At 48.8% G+C, this 19,414-nt stretch carries 14 protein-coding genes; 4 read left to right on the plus strand and 10 right to left on the minus strand.

The window, feature by feature from the left end; translation table 11 throughout:
- Positions 1 to 107: 107 nt before the first annotated feature.
- Positions 108 to 1,847, plus strand: coding sequence for a M12 family metallopeptidase (locus tag CWB99_RS14275; RefSeq protein WP_138552965.1), 1,740 nt, complete (start codon positions 108 to 110; stop codon positions 1,845 to 1,847).
- Between the two features lie 634 nt (positions 1,848 to 2,481).
- Here CWB99_RS14275 and CWB99_RS14280 read toward each other — a convergent pair.
- From CWB99_RS14280 to CWB99_RS14290, 3 genes are all read right to left on the minus strand, one after another.
- Positions 2,482 to 3,495: an IS110 family transposase gene (locus CWB99_RS14280; RefSeq protein WP_138552964.1), complete on the minus strand. Its 1,014-nt coding sequence runs from the start codon at positions 3,493 to 3,495 to the stop codon at positions 2,482 to 2,484.
- Between the two features lie 153 nt (positions 3,496 to 3,648).
- Positions 3,649 to 5,313 (minus strand): hypothetical protein, encoded by a 1,665-nt coding sequence (locus CWB99_RS14285; protein ID WP_138552963.1) that lies wholly within the window; start codon positions 5,311 to 5,313, stop codon positions 3,649 to 3,651.
- 65 nt (positions 5,314 to 5,378) lie between these two features.
- Positions 5,379 to 7,256, minus strand: a complete 1,878-nt coding sequence (locus CWB99_RS14290) for an alkaline phosphatase PhoX (RefSeq protein ID WP_138552962.1) — start codon at positions 7,254 to 7,256, stop codon at positions 5,379 to 5,381.
- Positions 7,257 to 7,507: 251 nt separating this feature from the next.
- Here CWB99_RS14290 and CWB99_RS14295 point away from each other — a divergent pair, with 251 nt between their 5' ends.
- Entirely contained in the window at positions 7,508 to 8,062 is a 555-nt protein-coding gene (locus CWB99_RS14295) for a DUF6942 family protein (RefSeq protein ID WP_138552961.1), read from the plus strand.
- Here the strand turns inward: CWB99_RS14295 and CWB99_RS14300 are convergent.
- From CWB99_RS14300 to CWB99_RS14315, 4 genes are read right to left on the minus strand one after another with little or no spacing between them, the layout of a single operon-like run.
- Positions 8,052 to 8,717 (minus strand): class I SAM-dependent methyltransferase, encoded by a 666-nt coding sequence (locus tag CWB99_RS14300; RefSeq protein ID WP_138552960.1) that lies wholly within the window; start codon positions 8,715 to 8,717, stop codon positions 8,052 to 8,054. The two genes, CWB99_RS14295 and CWB99_RS14300, sit on opposite strands and share 11 nt — an antisense overlap.
- A 9-nt stretch (positions 8,718 to 8,726) precedes the next feature.
- Complete coding sequence (locus CWB99_RS14305) at positions 8,727 to 12,383, minus strand: AAA family ATPase (RefSeq protein WP_138552959.1); 3,657 nt, start codon at positions 12,381 to 12,383, stop codon at positions 8,727 to 8,729.
- Positions 12,380 to 13,600, minus strand: coding sequence for an exonuclease SbcCD subunit D (locus tag CWB99_RS14310; RefSeq protein WP_138552958.1), 1,221 nt, complete (start codon positions 13,598 to 13,600; stop codon positions 12,380 to 12,382). Before CWB99_RS14310 ends, CWB99_RS14305 begins: the two co-directional genes overlap by 4 nt.
- Positions 13,601 to 13,653: 53 nt before the next feature.
- Positions 13,654 to 13,884 carry a hypothetical protein gene (locus CWB99_RS14315; RefSeq protein WP_138552957.1) on the minus strand — a complete coding sequence of 77 codons (231 nt, stop codon included), beginning with the start codon at positions 13,882 to 13,884 and terminating at the stop codon, positions 13,654 to 13,656.
- A gap of 434 nt (positions 13,885 to 14,318) precedes the next feature.
- Between CWB99_RS14315 and CWB99_RS14320 the strand changes: the two genes are divergently transcribed.
- Positions 14,319 to 14,813 carry a DUF6702 family protein gene (locus CWB99_RS14320; RefSeq protein ID WP_138552956.1) on the plus strand — a complete coding sequence of 165 codons (495 nt, stop codon included), beginning with the start codon at positions 14,319 to 14,321 and terminating at the stop codon, positions 14,811 to 14,813.
- 201 nt (positions 14,814 to 15,014) lie between these two features.
- Here the strand turns inward: CWB99_RS14320 and CWB99_RS14325 are convergent, their stop codons facing one another.
- The gene (locus CWB99_RS14325; RefSeq protein ID WP_138552955.1) at positions 15,015 to 16,466 is read right to left on the minus strand and encodes a metallophosphoesterase; all 1,452 of its coding nucleotides are present in this window, start codon (positions 16,464 to 16,466) and stop codon (positions 15,015 to 15,017) included.
- Between the two features lie 87 nt (positions 16,467 to 16,553).
- Positions 16,554 to 17,360: a substrate-binding periplasmic protein gene (locus CWB99_RS14330; RefSeq protein WP_171045349.1), complete on the minus strand. Its 807-nt coding sequence runs from the start codon at positions 17,358 to 17,360 to the stop codon at positions 16,554 to 16,556.
- A gap of 157 nt (positions 17,361 to 17,517) precedes the next feature.
- On the opposite strand from CWB99_RS14330, the gene CWB99_RS14335 reads away from it, so the two are divergent.
- On the plus strand, positions 17,518 to 19,095 hold the full coding sequence (locus tag CWB99_RS14335; protein ID WP_138552953.1) for an alkaline phosphatase D family protein: 1,578 nt from the start codon (positions 17,518 to 17,520) through the stop codon (positions 19,093 to 19,095).
- Between the two features lie 135 nt (positions 19,096 to 19,230).
- On the opposite strand, the gene CWB99_RS24410 is transcribed toward CWB99_RS14335, so the two are convergent.
- Positions 19,231 to 19,414: hypothetical protein (locus tag CWB99_RS24410; protein ID WP_212748520.1), on the minus strand; the 184-nt coding region annotated here is incomplete at its 5' end.

The following is a 19,414-nucleotide window of genomic DNA, read 5'->3' on the forward strand; positions in this document are numbered from 1 at the left end:
ATTGACTTGAAATGCAGCCATCAATTCGGTCTATAACGTTGCGTTAACCTGTCCTAATTTCTGACCAAACACTTAGCTTTCATTAACAAAAAAGGTTCACTACAAAAATGATTACAAATACAAAACTTTTTTTACTCGGTGCCATATTCATACCCACACTCTCGTTGGCCTCTACAGCCCCTCTCAACAATATTCAGCCTGAAAATACCGGTACACCAGAATACCTGATAGATGGCGATATAGTATTGGACAATGTAAGTGAATTTCACACCTTTTCAGCCAATCGCGCGGCTAATACGTCCGGTTTAGACAGCGCTGTGGGCTGGCCAAACGGCGTCGTCCCATTCCATCTAGTGGGTATCGCCAGCGGCAGTCAGAATGAAAAGAACATTCTTGAGGCAATGGAGATGATAGAACGCGCTTCTCGGGTGAATTTTGTCCATAAAACGTCAAGTCATTCTAACTACCTTACGATTTATGGCCATGCACTTGATGATGAGAGTGAAAAAAACAAGATCTGCTCTGCGAATATTGGTTATGCGAATGGCGGGCGCCGTCAGGCATGGATCCCCAACTACTGTAGTGTAGGCACTGCCATTCACGAGTTATTGCATATTCTGGGTTATCGCCATGAGCACCAGCGTACCGACCGCGATTATCACGCTCGAGATGGTCAGCGCTACTCCCTTACAGTGAATGACCGCTACGTACCTTGTACTTTGCAAAGTGCATTCAAAACATCATCCCTGGTATCACGCTCGCGGCCATATGACCATCTGTCAATTATGCATTACAGCAACCACGACAGAACAGGCTGTACCTCAGGAGCCACAGGCAAGGCCTTCAGCTATCAAAACCTCGATAGTGGGGCAGCAATAAACACCCTGGGAAATTTTCGCTTATCAAATGGTGACCTGCAGTCGCTACGTGATGGGTATGGTCGTGACCGGTCGCAAACGCCTGTATTTATGGGCCCGAGCCATCAAGAGAAAACAAGCTTACGCTTTTCAGTGATTTGGCCTCAAGTTCACGATTTTCCTGACTATTACAGAGTGAATGAAACATCTGAAGAGTTCATTGATATCAACCGAAACGGTAAATTGGATGTGGGTACGCCTATGACGTACCGTATCAGTGCTTGGGACTACTGGAGAGATACGTTTGAGGTTTACTTTGGGGAGCTAGTTCCCGAAAAAATGAATGGATACAATTACCGTTTCACGGTGGAGGCATGCTGGGATAGCGGCACATGTTCAAGCGAATCCGCAACTCAAACATTCTCTGTGTTACAACATACACGTAAACCAGAGCCATACATCGAGGACAATACGTCGACTGACACTGAGTTTTATGTGCGCTGGAACGGCCAGCTACAAGTGCAATACTTCAAAGTATATCGCAATGGCAGGTACTTGGGAGAAGTCACCGGCACTTCTCTCAAACAGTCTCTGTCTTCTGGCACCTACAAGTATGAAATTCAAGCGTGTAATGCTCGAGGTTGCAGCGATAATGCAACGCTAACACATACGCATTTAATTACGGTTGGAGATGCACCAACTAAAGCGCCAAAAATCGATGACTTTATTGACTCTGGGTGGGGACACATTGCTGAATTTGGGTTTTATACAGTTGCTCGCGCAACTGAGTATCGCTTCCATATATCAGGGCAAGGTCTTGTATACACAGGGAGTGTCTATACCCCATACCAAGACACAGACGGCGGCTATCAGGGCCTTCCAGGCAAAAAGGCACCTGAAGGAATGTATCAAGTATCCATTACCGCATGTAATGTCAATGGATGCGGCCCTACGGCTACAGAAACAGTTGAAGTCTGGTATGACTTTTAACTTTTTGAAGTAGTGTGATAAAGAGATCCAAATTTAATCACAATGGTACATAGTGCCGCGTACATCCATTGGTGAATAGTCTGGGAGGCAACTTGATTGGAGGCTTCCCGGATTATTTTTTCAACTTTAGAGGGTAAATGTAATTCTAGATAAAACTGCTCATTTTACCTTGCGCAACGACCGCGCTGAAGGTGACATAAACGTGTTCACGGCCACCATCTGCTGCCATCATCCCGGCCAACGAGCCGGGAACTACTTAAAAACGATTCGGTCGCATAAGATACGAGTGGAAGTCCTGATTGCGACGGAGTATAAACTCAGCTAAAACTGCTCATTTCACCTTGCGCAAAGGCCGCGCTAAAGCACGACTTTGCACGACACATATATGTACACCTCGACTCTGTCCAGACTTTTTTAAGGTCTAGACAACTAATTTTTCATTCTTTGATCAACTGGTTAAGCTGCTTACGTATATCCGGCCTGTTTGTAAGGTTCGTCGACCTTTGGCCCTAATGAGAACCGCCCCTCTGCTGCTAATCGTCCTTTCGAATTTGATGTTTCTATATGTTCATCAGCGTTCACAGAGGTCGGTTTAACCTGTTAAATCATTACCTCACTTGCTTAGTAGGTGGGATTATGTTGTTTTGTACTCTGTTTTATTTACCAACATTGACCAGATTATTCGAGCTAGTTTATTTGCCACCGCAACTACTGCTTTGTGTTTGCCCCGGCGCTCCATTACTTTCTCTGCCCAATTCGATAAGTCATCATCACTTTGTTTAGCATAACGTAAGACACTCCATGCTCCTTGAATGAGCAAGCGCCTGATATATTGATTGCCTCGTTTGGTTATGCCACTTAATTTTTGTTTACCTCCACTGGAGTGCTCTCTAGGGATTAACCCCAAGTTTGAAGAGAAGTGCCTGCCATTTTTAAAGTGCTTACCATCGCCGGCAAAGGCTTTAATTGCTGTGGCCGTGATGGTCGATACACCTTTTATCTTCATCAATCGCCGACAATCTTCATCTGACTTTACTTGTGAGCGCATTAAAGAGTCTACCTCACTTAATCTTGCTTCCATTTCTAGCCACTCTTGCCTGATATTGTCTATTAGATGTCTGATGCCTGAACTTAGGTCATTTTCTCCATCCTCTAAGACTTCTGGTAACGTCTGCTTTAGTGCCTTGTCCCCTGGAGCTATAATAATTCCATACTCGTTCAATAATCCGCGTAGTTGGTTTGTCAGCCTTGTTTTTTGGCTCACCCAGCGGCTTCTCACTTTATGCAGCATGGAAGATTCTGTTTGTTCCAGGCGTCTCGGTTTTACGAAATACATGCTCGGCCTTACGGCAGCTTCTGTGATAGCAAATGCATCATTTCTATCGTTTTTATTACCCTTCACAAAGGGCTTTACGTGAATTGGTGGGATCAGCCTTACTCTGATGCCTTGCTTTTCTAATTCACGTCCCCAGTAGTTTGAGCCTGAACAAGCTTCCATAGCGACAATAGCGTCTGGATAGTTCAGCAGGAATGGCAACAGCTTGTTTCTTTTTAGTGCTTTATTAAAAATAGGCTTTCCTGCCTGGTTAACACCACAGACTTGAAGCGTATTTTTTGCCAAATCAATTCCAATTAGACATACTTTCATTTGAACACCTCTTGTGATTTATATTGAATCGTCAAATCAATATTGGCGCATTGCGACGCCGTTTGCACTTGAGGTGTTCATCTCATCATCCATGTGAAGGGCTTCCGGCTTTTCATCCATGAAAAGCGTTCGCAGCGCTGCGATGATTCTTAATCATCGGTCGCTGCTCACCCAATCAAGTTGCATGTCCCATTGGTGTTGGTTTTCCTTTTTCAACGGGGCCTGGGAGTCGTCTACTTGTTGCAATACGTTGCTTGCTTCAACCAGCGTTGCGTCGCGGCCGAACAGGTAGCTTTGCTCTTCCACTATGGTTCTGTATGCTTTATTCAGTGCCAGTGCGCGCTCTTTTGACGGGGTGATCAACTCGTACAGGTTCTCTGCCGACTCCACTTTTTCTTTATCAACCGTGCCATCTGCTTTAAACCACTTTTGCAGCATTTCGCGGTTCTGGCGGAATTCGTCGCCACCGCCAACGCGGTTCATGTATGTCAGGAACTCGCCGAGTGTTTCGCCTTTGTTGGGGACATCTTTCATTTCTTTGAGGTTGATATAGCCCCAGCCACGTGCACCTTCTACTTTGCGGGCAAATGAGAAGGTCTGGTCGTAGGTTGAGCCGATGGTTTTGTGACAGCCATTACAAAATGCCAGCTCCTGCTTATGCTGTGGCCTCAGGTTACCTTGTTTGTCTTCAATATACCCATTGATGGTCCAGCCAAAGGTGTTGTTGATACCCTGATCGCCCAGATACAGGGTTTGCGGCAGGTTTCCGAATTCTTTTTCTTTTTCTTCACGGTGATATGAAGAGTTCAGTGACTGGCGGGTCTTAAATCTGTGCTTTTTCATGTAGCGCACTTCTTTCATGCGCGGTGCATTGTAAATGCCGCTATTATCATCCACACCAATGTAACGTACGGTGTGCAGAAACTCGGTTTCCTGGGGGTAGAGCATATGCGCCAGCGCATCGGTGGCATCCCCCACATAATGTGATTGCCTGATTATCTCGCTGACTTCACTAAGCTGATTGTCGCCGTTTAAATCCTGGCCAATGCGCTGCTCAGAGATTGAAGGAGTAGAGATCTTATCCAGCCCTTTTAGCGTCAGCTCAACCAGGCTCAGATTTGCCAGGTACACGTCCTGATTGTACACGCCGCCTTTTGAGCGAAACGCTTCGGGCAAACGGATCATCACATCACCTGTGGAGCCGTTGGTGGGCCAAAACGTCGACGGGAAGGGCTTGTAGTTAAACGCCACCCAGCCGCTGCCATCTCTGGCAAAGCCCATCTCATCAAAGGCTTTTTCCGGATAGGCCAGATTTTCCAGCGGCGTTATTTCACCGCGCCATTGCTTGTCTTGTTTCAGCTTTTCGATAAACGGGGTGTAATTATCCTGATTGATCCACGCCATGATCTCTTTGTCTGGCATACCTGCGATCAAATCTGTCCTGTCAACAAAGAGGTTTTTCCAGTGGTTTTTCAGGCCCAGATCAGAGAATTCATACACGCCCTGCAAGTGGCCATCGCGCATCGCATTCGGCCTTTCAGGCTCTTGCTGATAAGACTGATGGCAGGCATAACAGGGGTTATTTACACCATCGGTTTTAGTGTAACACTGAGGTGGGATCACAGACTCGGGGTTATAGACCTCATCGTGCTCCATGTAAGCGGTTGCCGGAATATCATCACCCGGTTTGTACGGTGCAGCTTTATGCGCTGACTGCGAGGCGATTAGTTCGGCAGCTTGAGTATGATGTTGTGATTCTTCGCAGCCGGTCAGTGCCAGGCCAGTGAGTACCGCCAGGCCGATTACTTGGTATTTCATTTTTATGACGCCCATTTTTGGATAAAAAAATGCGGTGCCACGAACAGGCACCGCGAGTCTTACAATTACTTAGCGTTAGGATCGTACAACCACAGGGTGTTGTTTTCCTGGATACCGTCTTCACCAATGATGATGCGGCCGTCCTGCATAACAATCACGTTATCAGGCTGAGAAAGCTGATTGACATCACACTCTTGCGCGCCAGTCAGGCTGGAGCGGAATGTCCCCCCCATTACCACCGGCTCAATGCGAGTCAGATTATAGTTGTTATCGATGTGTGCACGGTAAACACCACCACAATCTTTAACACGATTAGACAACCGAATATCACCCTTTCCATTAGTCATCGTCTCGTCAATGTCAGCAACACCGATATACATGTAAGCCTGCTCAACCACTTCGCCCGGTACCCTGTCCTGACCAGTGACTGCTTCGACTACACGGTCGTAGTTGATGCTGATCCCTTCCAGCTTGCGCCATTCAGCCGTTGCACCCAATTGCTTAGCCGCCTGGCGAGACTCCAGGAATGCTGCACGGTTATCCATAGGTTTACCCGCAGTAACCAAACCACCACCTTGCGCCAGCGTTGGGTAAGTTTCGGCACCGTCTGCCCATGCTTTTACGTCAGCCACAGACAGATAACTTGTTTGACCTTCAACAAAATCTGCGGTGCTGATTTCATCGTACTCAGCAATCCAGGCTTCAATTTCAGCATTGGTGCCCGATGCAATTTCAACCCAAGTAACATCAAAGCCAGTCACAGCCGGATCGTTCAGGCCTTTGTCCTGCGTCAATTTCGCGCCATAAAGCGTACCTGAGCTTAGGTCTTTAGGTTGATCTGCAATGAACTTAAACAGTACGCCACCGGTATCATCCTGAGAAGAATAGACAGTGCGCTCGTCAGGCATAACGACGGAGTTTTCGTGCTCGTAACGACCAATGGTAAAATGCTTCACAATATCTGGCGTATCAGAAAGCGGATTTTGCACTTCTGCAATGTAACCGTAGCGATAAGGATTAGGGAATTCAGGTGCAACCAGCTCTTTCATTCTGTCGATTTTCATAAAGGCCGGATCATTCCACTCTGGATTTTGAGTAGTTTCAACGTCAGATCGTACGATCCATTCTTCAGACGTCAGCGGCGTGCCCCAGGGAGATACAGAACCAAAACAGTTTGCTGCGGTGCCTTTAACTGCATCAAAGTCCAGCATCATGGCTTCTTCAATGTTCCATGTACCTGCGTCGCTCTTGCTCATTTTAAGGCGGCTCATACCACCGGGGTAAGCTTCCCAGTTAGTAAACAAATAACCTGTATTTTCTTCGTCAGCACTTGGAACAAAACCATTGAAATCCGGATTGTCGTTTTCAAGGATTTTGTCACCTGAAGTGATACCATAGTGCACACCTAAACCACCCGCCAGGCCTTTTTCACCCAGGTCGGCATACACATCACCGGTCTGACCCAGGATCTGATATTGACCAATCGCAGTTACAACCGTTTGCATCTCAAACTCTGTCACTGGAACAGGTGAGCTCACTATATTACGTGGCAACTCGTTGAAATTAACACCGGTTAATACGCCCACAGTACCGCCATTGTATGGACGTCCATTTCCATCTTCCGATGTGTTCGCATCGCTTGGGTGTTGCACATTGAAGAACAAATCACCTTGCTCAGTCAGGAACAAACCTGTGACTTCGGCGCCTGCTGGCACAGTGGCGATACGGATCAGGCCTGAACCACTGTTTTGACCATCTTTACCTGCAACACCATCAGTGCCGTTCGTGCCATTAGTACCGTTAGTGCCTTGCTCTCCCTGAACACCTTGCTCACCCTGAACACCTTGCTCGCCCTGAGGGCCTTGTTTACCATCATCACCATCACAGGCGGATAATGCCACTGTGACGGCAGCGGCGATCAACGAATATGCTATGCGCTTCATTAGTTACTCCGAGTTAGTTGCTACGATTGCTACAGTTATTGTTATAAAGCGCACAATAGGTTGAGCCGAACCGGTTACAGATACATTGCTTAAATATTAAGGTTTTCAGTCAGTTATGAGTCAAAGAAAAGACACACTGGAAAGTTAGAGCGAAAGCTCAGTGTAAAGGGGGTTTACAGCTGATAACTCGAAAGAGCAGAACAAAAACAGATATAATACTCAGAGATTAGCAAACACCTTTTAGTGAGATCATGAATTTACCAACTTACGGATTTGGCGCAGAGCAGGGGTTACTGGCCATTTACATCGAACATCCGCCAGTACTTTCTGAGTTTCAAAAATTAAATAAAGTCATAGCCTTACAGGCAGGGGAAATCGACTACATCAACCAGCAATGTGGTAATGGCTGGCGCAAAGTGTTTAATGTGTATGCCAAGTTTATAGCAGAACTCAGCCACCCAGATCACGATTTTACTAACCAACCAAAACACTATCCAAGCTGGCAAAAGTATCGGGATAAACGGCTGTTACAGCAGGGATGTCAGGAGGCTTTACTGTTTTCTGTGCCAGATTTGGCTGCCAATCGCTATGACTGGCACATCATAGCGGGGCGCACTTATGCAAAAGCCTTATTCCGAGATCATATTTTTACTAACTCTTTGCACTGGATAGATGAGGAATTTGCCATCGACCCCGTTAATAAGTTACTGATCTGCCCGTATTTGGATTATCGCCAGCTTAGTAATATTAAGCTCTCAAAGCTGGCAGAGCTGATCCTGACGGAGCATGCCAGAGTTATTGTCTGACACAGCTTAAGCCACTGAATCCTAGTGCTTTAAAGAACATATGAGCGGAAGAAAAACCGCTTTCATCCAGCAACTCAGCCAACCTGATCCTATCGAGTGGGTAAAATTCGTGCTCCAGGTTATGACGCATACGTTCTTCGCCGATGTGAGTCAGGCCCATCGCGCGGCAGTGTTTCAGCTGAGACTCGCGTTCGAACTGGGTCTCGGACCTCATCAGATCCGCCAGTAACAGCTGTTTTCCCGGCTTGAGGTTACTATGAATCGATTCCAGTAGTGCCAGCTTACCACCATCGTCTGCCACAAAATGCATCACCAGCAGACACAGTGCAACATCAGCCTGATACTGGCCTGGCACCAGCGGCCCCGAATGTATGGTCACACGTGATGACAATCCGCAGTTAGTAAAATTTTGATCTGCGATGGCCAGCATATCGTCAGATACATCCTGGACAATGAATGTCCAGCTCGGATTACTCTCTGCCAGCTGCAGTACTTCTTTTCCGGTCCCGGCGCCCACAATCAGGATCTCAGCCTGCTCGGGTAATACTGTCTGTAACTGTGCCTGAACCAGCTCATGTAGCAGCTGATAGCCTGGCACCAGGCGCTCAATACGACTGTCGTAATGAGTTGCTTCATCCTGTGTAAAACTGGGCATGAGGTCTCCTTATCGTTCGCTGATGGTGACTGACGAATAACCGCCGGCCTGTTTTTGTACTTTGATCTGTGTCGCAACTCGTTCGGTCATTTCGGCCACATGGGAGATCACACCCACTTTACGTCCCTGCGACTGCAAAGCATCGAGCGCATCCAGCGCCACACTGAGGGTGTGTGGATCCAAAGTGCCAAACCCTTCATCGATAAACAATGAATTGATCTGAACCTGATTTGATGACAGGGAAGCCAGGCCCAGCGCCAGTGCCAGTGACACTAAAAACGACTCCCCACCGGAGAGCGTGTTTACACTGCGCTGTTCATCAGCCATATCCCGATCAATAATGGCAATCTCCAGAGACTGACCTATCACCGTCAGACGATAGCGATTACTCAGGCTGCAAAGATGGTGGTTTGCATACTGCAATAAGATCCGCAGCGTCTGCGCCTGAGCCAGATTACGCATGGTTTTACCCGTGGCATCGCCGAGCAAGCGATTTAGCAAATGCCAGTGTTCATACTCAGCTTGCTGAGCCTGAAGTTGCTCATACTGTTCGGCCAGATACGTTTTATTATCTTCGTGCTGTTTTAGCAAGGTATTAACGCTGACCAGCTGGGCCTGGCTTTCGTCTCGTTCCTGCTGCAACTGTGCCAGCCTTGCATTAAGCTGCTCCAGACTTTGCTCAGTTGCGGGGTGAGCGCGCAGTAGCAGAAGCTCTTCATTCAGGTGCGCATGCTTGCTTTGAGCACTCTGAAAGGCCTTATGCAGCTCTTCATACGTATGCAACAGGGTTTGCCACTGCGTTTTATCCCATTGCAGCAGTGCCTCGACTTCGTCCTCAGTCAGTGTCTCAAATTGCGCTTTTACCTCAGTAAACCAAGTTTGATAACGTGCCTGAATTTTTTCGAGCGCTTCGTGCTGCTGTTGTTGCGACTGTTGTTTGTGTGCCAGTGTCAGTGCCTGAGATTCCTGTGCCTGACGCAACTCGGCTGCATGTTGTGTAGCCTGATTGAGCGCCGCTTCAGCGCTTTGCTGCGCGTCCAGCAATGACTGGTGCCAGTTGTCTGCACTGATCTCAAGAGGTTGTATCGCAGTACGCTCACGCGTCAGAGCATCACCCTGCTCAGCCAGTTGCTGACCTGAGCGCACCGCTTTTTCGAGTTGCCCCTGTTTATCATCACGCTGTTGCTCTAGTAGCTTCGCTTGTTGTTCATCGTTACTGACTTTTTGTTGTAGCTCTGCCAGTAATGCTTGCTGGCGCAGCCGCTGTTGCACCTGCTCAGCCAGCGTTGCTATAGCATCATCAGGTGCTTGTTCAAACTGCTGCCACCATAGCGACACTGGATATAACTGTTTTACCTCTGCTAAGGCATCGTGCTGTTCAGTTTGAATGTCTGTCAGCCTGCTCTGCGCATAAGCCAGCGACTGCTCGGCGCGTTCGATCTGGTTTTGCAACAATCGCAGCTGTTCTTCCTGTTGCTGTAATTCTCGCTGGCATATCTGTTGTTGTTGCCATAGCTGTTGCTGTTTCTTGCTCAGCTGACTATAGGTGTGTAACTTTTGGTCCAGCCGGGCCAGATATGTCTGAGGGTCGCCTGTATCACGCAACTCTGCTGGCAGTTGCGCTAAAATATCTGCAACCTGAGCGAGCTTTCTGCTGAGTTGCGCTTCATGCTGAAGCGCGGCCTGTAGCTGACCATTGCACTTTTCAGCCTGGCCTACCAAGTCATGATACCGCTGCTGTGTCTGCTCACGGGCCTTTTCTGCGGCCTGATATTGCGATTCAAAATCGGCTATCAGTGTCTGCCAGTGACTGTCGATATGATCCACACCATAGGGATGCTCTGTAGAGCCACATACCATACATTCCTGACCAGCAACCAGCTGAGCTCTTAAGCTGCTGACACTGTCACTGGCCCGAAAGCGCACCTGCTGGAGATTCTCCTGGGTCAGTAACACGCGTTGTCTGGTCAGTTCGTCCTGCTGCTCTGTATCTTTGAGCTGCTGCTGCAGACTATGATGCTGGTGCCTCAGGCGGTCAATATGAACACGGTGTTCCCCCTGTTCCTGCTCCAGTTCTTTGCGCTGTTGCTGACTTTGTTGCGCCTGTAATAATTGAGTCCGCTGAAATTGCAACGTCTCATAATCGAGTCCGCTTAGCTCAGATTGAGTGGCACTCAGGCTGGCCTGAACATCTGTCAGTTGTTGCTTTAACTCAGCCAGTTTGGGTTTTAGCCCTTGCTGTGCCGCTCTGTCTTTATCAACACTGACCTGAGTTTGCTGTTGTTCAGCCATCAGTTTAAGGCGTTGCTGCTGACAGCTCTGCCAGTGCGTCAACGCATTACTGGCCTGCGACCAATGCGCACTCAAATGGGTAAGCTCAGGTTCGGCTTCACAGCGAAGCTGTAATTGCGTCATTTCCTGTCGGTCAGTCTTCAGTTGCGTACTTAATTTTTCACCGCGTTGAGTCAAGGTATCGTACTGCGCTTGCAGTTCATTGAGCGCCGCAGTGCTCTGTGCCAGCAGCTGTTTGTTGGCTTCGCGCTGTTGATCTAGCTCACGCAATGCATGCAGGGCAGGCGCAGCTGCCTGTAACTGTTGTTTCGCCTGTGTAAGCCGCGTCTGAGCATCTTGCTGGGCACTCTGTGCAGAGCGGATCTGCGGGGTGTAATCTTGCTGTTGCAGTGTACTGATATCCACATCTAACTGTGTTAACCGGGCGGCAATTTCTCTGGCCTGAGTCCGGTTGTCCGCAATCACTTCTACCGACTGCGCACGCCTGGCTTTATTGTAGTCATCCTGTTGCTCCGCCAGACGCTGCTGATACTGTACCTGCTCCTGCTCGGCCTGATGACACTGTTGAGTCAGCTTTTCGCAGGTTTGATACCAGGTAACCCCTTGCTCAAGGTTTTTTTCTTCCTGTCGGGCATCCGCAATAGATGTCGTCAATCCGGCAGCTTTGGCCTGGTGCTCAGCAAGCACCTCATCACTGAGTAGCGTTACGTGATTCAGCGCCTGTTTACGCTGCTCCAGCGCGTCCTGTTTGGCTTTATGATGTTCAAAAATCGCCTTACCTATGACACTGAACTTGGCCGTTCCGGTCAGGGTCTCCAGCAGCTGTGCCCGCTCATCACTGTTCGCTTTTAAAAAGGCGGCAAATTCATGCTGTGCAAGTAAAACTGCCCGGGAAAACTGCTCAAAGTTCAATCCCAGTAGTTGCTCCAGCAGCTGTTTGGCTTCAGTGGTTTTGGTGGCAAGTATGGTGTCATCATTTACTCGTACAACCTGATGTTCAGCCTCTTTCACTCGCCCGTTGAGCTTATTGCGAGCACGGCTGACACGCCAGCTGGCACGGTATTGCTCACCATCCTGACCACAAAAAGTCACTTCAGCCAGGGCACTGACACAACCACGGCGCAATAGATTACGCGGATCATTGAGCTTAAGCTCATCGCCATTGAGTAGCACTTTGTTTTTGGCATCTGCTTTTAAGCGCGCTGTCTTACCATAGAGCGCCAGGCAAATGGCATCCAGCAGGGTGCTTTTACCTGCGCCAGTGTCTCCCGTGATGGCAAACAGGCCAGTATCTTTGAGCGGGGGTTGAGTAAAATCGATTTCAGCATCCGCCAGCGATGCCAGATTCTGTACTTGGATCCCTAATAATTTCATGCTTCCTGCTCCTGTACATTGGCCAGCACCTGCATCAGGCAATTTTGCAACGCATCGGGAACCGGTTGCTCATTGTCAATTTGTGCCTCATACGCCAACTCCAATAGACGCATAGGCTCCAGTTTCTCTACCTGACCCAAGTCTTCGAAGTAAGGCGAGTCTGAAGATTGTTGTGTTGTACTGATCCGCTCAATACCACAAAAGTGGACACGTTTATCAGTCAGCGCCTGCTCAATCTTAACGCGGAACTGGCTATCCGTGTCACTGGCATTGAGTCGCAGCCTCAGGTAAGGCGTCGCTTCAGGCTTGTCTTGATAGTCAGAGAGGTCCAAATCACTCAGTAACTCAAGCAATTCATCCAACGTAGCGCCGCCACGTTCAGGGAGCAAAATAACCGGCTTTAGGCGGGGAACGTCAAGGGGCTTTACACCACAGAAGGCATTGTCGGAAAACTCCACCAGCAACACCTGATGCCGATAGTTGCGCTCGGAAAATGACATGGGTAAGGGCGTCCCACAGTATCGAATGGATTCACTGCCTGCGACTTTTTGTGCTTTATGCAAATGTCCCAGCGCTACATAATCAGGGCGCTCACCAAACACCGCTGCGGTAATGGCATCGAATCCACCTATCGTGATGTTGCGCTCAGAGTCACCTGAAATGCTGCCCCCTTTAGCATGCAAATGGCCCATAGCCAGAACCGGGAGCTGTTCATCCAGGCTTTGATATGCAGCATGATAAGCACGCTCGACGCCTTGCTGATACGCCAGCGGGTCGTCAGGTTGACTGTCCAGGTCGGCACTACGCAAAAAAGGCATAGCCACCACCTGCAACGTGCCCTTTTCGGTTACAAGTATTTTAACCACATCCTGAGGGTTATGCTTATCAAAGCGACCCACCACATGGGTATCAAACTGGCTCAGTAACGGCTTGGCTGTTTCTATTCTATTAGCAGAATCATGATTGCCTGCCGTGATCACAATATGCAGGCCAGGGTTGTTCATTTTTGCACGTTTTATGAACGTATACAGTTGCTGCTCAGCCAAAGCAGAGGGCGTAGCACTGTGATAGATGTCGCCACTGACAATTAAAACATTGATTTGATGAGAGGTGAGTGTGTCGCACAGCCAGTCGAGAAAAAACTGATGTTCAGCGTGACGGCTGTGCTCATAAAACTGTTGACCCAGATGCCAGTCGGATGTGTGTAAAACCTTCATGCAGCGTTCCTTAACCTTAATGACGGTTAATATACACTGCTTAGGCGAAGAGGTTAATGGCTGAGTTGACGCCAGGCGTAAATCACGACAGGTATCACCAGTAACCAAAGTGCTCTGAGATAACGGCTTTGTTTGCCATGTAATCGTTTCAGTGCCGATTTTTCGTTACACGCGGCCACTTTATCAACGTAAAAATAGCCGTTCTCTAGATACTCTTTACAGTTCTGTTCGTCCGCCGGTATGGCAACGAGTTTCTCATGTTTCTTTAGTATGTAGAAATCCATACTGCTCACCACATTTTAAGCTAAACGGGTACTTAGTACAGAGCAAAACCAACGCCAGTTTTACTCGCCGATTGAAAAGTCCGCGATTTTACTGGGAATTTAGTTCCGATTTCAACCGTTGAATTTGGCTTTTTTAATTTATTTGTAAAATAGAGACAATAAATTTGCAAAATGGGGACTTGGCACGGAAATTTATTGTCATTTTGACACACAAGCCATGTCACTTTTACATACCAAGAATGCAGGCCCTATACAGTCGCCAATACCGGGGCACAGGTGCATCACACTCTTAACCAGTGCAAACAATGAAAAAAACAAATGCGCTCACTACGCACTGATTATTTTAATCTGGATAACAAGGTCAGCAGTAAAATAACAATAATCAGTGCCAATTCGCGTTATGATAGAACCCGAAAGCAACCAAGGGGGACCACATGAAAGATCGGCTGATCGCCGCACTGGCGTTAATTTGGGCAAACACCGCAGCAGCGCACCAGATAAAAGCCGCTATGACAACAGTGCTGATTGACCCCGGTAGTGAGCAGCTCGAGCTCATGCATCGATTTTATCTGCACGACACCGAGCATGCCGTTGAGAAACTGTTTGGTGAAGAGGCTGACCTATTTCAAAACGCATCAGACAGAGCCCGCTTTGCTGAGTATGTCCATGATACCGTGAAGCTGAAAGATGAAACCGGTAAAACTATACCACTTACCTTATACAGCGGTAGCATTGATGGTCAGTTTTTCTGGGTCACCCAGCGTGCTCCCATGCCCGATGTACTGAATCGCCTGCAAATGCGTCATGACGCGCTCAGAGACGTCTGGTCAGAACAGGTCAACATGGTCAACTTCAAAACACATGACACAGTCCACACTCTGCACTTTAACGGCGCTGATGGCTGGCTGTGGGTGAATTTCTCTAAGTAACCATCCAATTTTTAGCACCAACAGCACTAACGTAGAGGCTGTTTTTTCATCTAAATAACAGGCGTATCATGCTAGACCCGGTCAACCTGGCACCAGAGCGGGCTTAATTGAGCAGACATGATCAGTGATCACCACATTGGATCACATCAACCCAAACAAGGGGATTGTCGCCACGCTTTCATTCGGTGGCGACCTGTTGTCTTAGCGTGCAATCTGACAAAGGGCTTTACCTTGCTCAGCCTGCTTGCTGCCGCACTCAAGGAAAACCTGACCCTGAGTGTTGTAAAACTGCCCCTGCCATTGATTGTCTTTTTCCAGCTGAATCGTGATGTAACCAAATTCTCCCTGAGTATTGCCCTGCGCGCGTTTACCATCAATCTGAGTACTAAACCCACTGTTAGCACCGGTTGAACTCAGGCTGACGCCACTGTTCCCCACCACCAACTGAGGCGGACGACCGCTATCCTTACCAAAAGCCAGTGACTGGTAAATATGCATATGCCCCGACAGGGACAAGCTGACCTCGGGCGGCAACTGCTGTGACAGGGTGGTTTTCAATGCTGTTTGCAGCATATCCGTAATCGAGGGTGTGCCAACCGGCCCGCTTTGTCCCCACAGCGGTCTGTGCGTCATCATCCATAACGGGGTTTTGACCCGCGACGCGAGGTGTTGTAATTGCGAATACTGGTCGCGATACTGGCGCGTAAGGGTTTGTGGCGAGCGAGAATCGCAGGCATTGGCCGAATCCATCACCCACAACGCCAGTGAGTCCAGCTCAAGCAGATAGGGGTCTATCATCACAATATGCTCACTTGCCTCGCTGGGCGGCTGGCTGAACTCCCCCTGATAAGGGCAAGACTGCTGTGCAATACCGTCGGGTAAGTCTGACCCTGGTCCCAGAAAATAAAACCAGCCTGGGCCTGCGCGGCTGCATAGTTCATGATTGCCTCGGGCAAACACCCAGGGGGCGCTGGCCAGCAAAGACTTAGCCGGTGCAAATAAGTCGGCCTGCCAGCTCTGCCAGGTATCAGGTTTTGGACTGCCAGTGGCATTTTGCGAGTAATAGGTTTCAGTTAATCCACAGGACGGCCCACCATAGCCACCATCTCCCGCATCATAAGCATAAATGTCTTTGCTGATACTGCCCGACGTGCCGCGGTAGTTGAAATCGCCCATATGCAGGATCAGCTGCTTGGTTTGCTGTGCTCCCAGATCCGCCAGCTGTGCAAAGGGCTGCGCTGCACTTACGCCTGCGCACACAGAGCTTTTACAACCCGAATCACCAAACACCTGAATTTGCTCAGGTGCCAGGGTAACTGGCGCCAGTTCAATGCCACCATAAGACAAGCGATACTGAGTATTCGGGCTGATCACAGCCTCACAAACCGTCACCGGAAAATTATTTGGATCCGGATTTAACCGTCTGGCCTGAGTTTTTATCGCTTCACCACCTGAGAGCAGCAATTGTGGGCATTGCTGATCTGTGATGTGTGCACCATCGACTATCGCTCTGGCATAGATTTGCACGCCACCTTTTTGCGTGGGTGCCAGCATAGTATAAGCGGCGTAGACTTGCGGGTTATTGGCGGCACTGTCTGCAGTGCCCATACACCCAGAGAGTAAAACAAACAAAGGGAGAATGTGTTTGCGCATTGTTTTTTCCTTTATTGCGGCTCCATTGGCTCCCTTAGTGTAGACCACATTAAAGCGGTAATTATATTACCGCCTGTTTCAGTTAGTTCAGCGAGGTACATTATGGTGAGTGTAGCGCTCCACCAGTTTGTCGATATCTGGGCGCAATCTTTCTATTACCCCATTAAAACGTGCCAGTTGTGCCGCATCAAACAACCCCTTACGCAATAGAAAGTGCACCTGATTGTTGTGGACCGGATAGTCCCATATATAGACGTTCTTTATGCCGAGTTTACGCGCCATAAACCGGCCAAGTATCTCGTCTTCAATAATAAAGTCGACACGCTTTTTAGCCAGCATCTCCACGCGCTGAGTGCTGCCAGAGATCCCGACCAGCAAATGCCCAAAGTTGGGGCTTTCAGCGAGGTTTTTAAGCTCTTCGCCATAGTAAGAGCCAATACTTAAACCTATCCGGTACCCCAGACGCAACAACGCTTTTAAATCTATGGCCATACGTGGCTGGCGAAGAGAAAAGAGGCGCATTTTTTCCCACCGGTAGGGGGCAGAAAATACTCCTAACTCGGCACGTTCCTGCACGTAGCTAACCATCAGCAAGACATCGACGGTTCCTTTACCCAGTTGATCTAAACTACGGGCAGACGTGGGCAGACGCAAAAAGCGCGGACAGATATTCAGCTCGGCAAACACCTTGCGGGCAATCTCGACATCCAGCCCATAAGCACCGTGCTCATCAACGGCCGTCAGTGGCGGCCAGTCTGCCACGACACCAATTTTTACCTCGCCGACACACGGCTGCTGGGCATGAGCCTGCGACCCAAAAAACATCCCCAAAACAAAAAAGCAACACACTCTGAGATACAACCTGATACTAATCACTCTCACCTGCTTATTCACTGACCTGATTCCTTTAGTTATAGCCATTATCGCGTCAGTTTTAAATCAAAGCGGCTAGTTTGGCCGCAAAGCGTGTTCAATGTAATAATTTTGTTATATAAAATTAACATAAACGCGTTTAAATACCGCCCAAAAATGATAATTAGAGTATTTACTTATGAGCCTATCCCGTCGCGAATTCTTTAAAACCAGTATGATGCTGTCCACCGTTCCCCTCACTCTGGGGTTGAGTGGCTGTACCTTTTCTCAAAGCCCATTCAGCCATGGTGTTGCCAGTGGCGACCCGTTAGATGATCGGGTCATCTTATGGACCCGCATTACCATTCCACCCGAGGTGCAGGAGCGGGTTGATATGGCCACGCTCAGTGTTAAAGTGCTCTGGCAGGTATCGGAAGATCCGCAGTTTTCTGTGCTGGTGACAGAGGGGTATGAGATAACCGATGGACAACGCGACTTCACCGTTAAGGTAGATGCAATGGGGCTTGCCCCCGATACCCGCTATTATTATCGCTTTATCATCGATGAGCTGGATAAGCCCATCACCTCGCCGACAGGGCGTACCAAAACTCTGCCAGCCTATGATGTTAGCCAGGTTAAGCTGGCCATGACGTCGTGCTCGCACTTTAGCTATGGCTACTTTAATGTGTATGCCCGTATCGCGGAAATTGACGACCTGGATGCCGTGCTACACCTGGGAGACTACCTGTACGAATACGGTAATAAAGATGTCTACCGCAATCCGTTCTTGTGGAACCGTAAAGTGCAACCAGCTCACGAAATGGTGACACTGGACGACTACCGGGTGCGTCATGCCTGCTATAAAACCGACGAAGATCTGCAAACCCTGCATCAGACCCATCCGATGATCTGTATCTGGGATGACCACGAATTTACCAACGACACCTGGTCGGGCGGGGCAGAGAACCACAATGACGGCGAGGGCGACTGGCAAACCCGTAAGGCTGCGGCCATTAAAGCCTATTATGAGTGGATGCCGATCCGTGAGCCGAGTGACAACAACCGGGAGCGATCTTATCGCCGCTTCCAGTTTGGATCTTTGCTGGATCTGAATATGCTCGACACCCGTTTGATCGGCCGCGATCAGCAAGTTGAGATCAAAGATCCGGCGCGCCTGGATGAATCACGCACTTTACTGGGCTACGCGCAGGAACAATGGCTGTACGACAACCTGTTTGAGGCCAAACAAAACGGCGTACAATGGAAACTGCTGGGCCAGCAGGTGCAGATGATGCAAATTCAGATGCTGGGCAAACCCGTTAATGGCGATGCCTGGGACGGTTACCCGGCTGCGCGCCATCGTCTCCTTGATTTTATTGAACAAAACCAGATAGATAACGTGGTGTTCTTAACCGGTGATGTACACTCGTCATGGGCCGCGAACATCTGTAAAAACCCCTATGACTGGCACGAATACAACCGCTTTACCCACGAAGGAGCCATTGCAGTAGAAATCGTCACCTCGTCGGTCACGTCACCATCAATTCCGGTGCCGGGCCTGCAACAGTTGGTAGGCGATGTTGGTAAAATCCTGATCCCGGAGAATCCTCATATCCGTTATATCGACCTGGCCAACCGCGGCTTTGTGACCCTGGACATCACTCAGGATGAACTAAACGCCAGCTGGCACCATGTGCCGTTCGTCGGCTTTAAGAATGATCAGTCACACATTGGCAAGCGCTTTACCGTGAAGGCTGGCAAAGCCAAACTGGTTTAATTGCAGCACAAGAGGCACTTTTGCGAGATCAGGTCGCATCAGTGCCACTTTGTTGCCTTATCCGGCTCTGTGCCTGAGTCATATACTGCCAAGCGACGCACACTTCATGGTCCACCTGCTGGTATGACAGTGTATTCAAGTAGATCCCGCATCAAGTGCGGGATGACGGGTTGCGTATGCTAGTTTGTGCGTTACTCGCTTAATCCCCATGCGCGATAAATGGCGGTTGTATCTTAAGTAAGGCTTTATTAACCCTTTGGCACATTCATATTTGCACTCAACTTTACCCACATATCCATCATCCCAGCTTCGCCTTCGT

Origin of the sequence: Pseudoalteromonas rubra, assembly GCF_005887095.1 — a bacterium.
Classification (GTDB): Bacteria; Pseudomonadota; Gammaproteobacteria; order Enterobacterales; family Alteromonadaceae; genus Pseudoalteromonas; species Pseudoalteromonas rubra_E.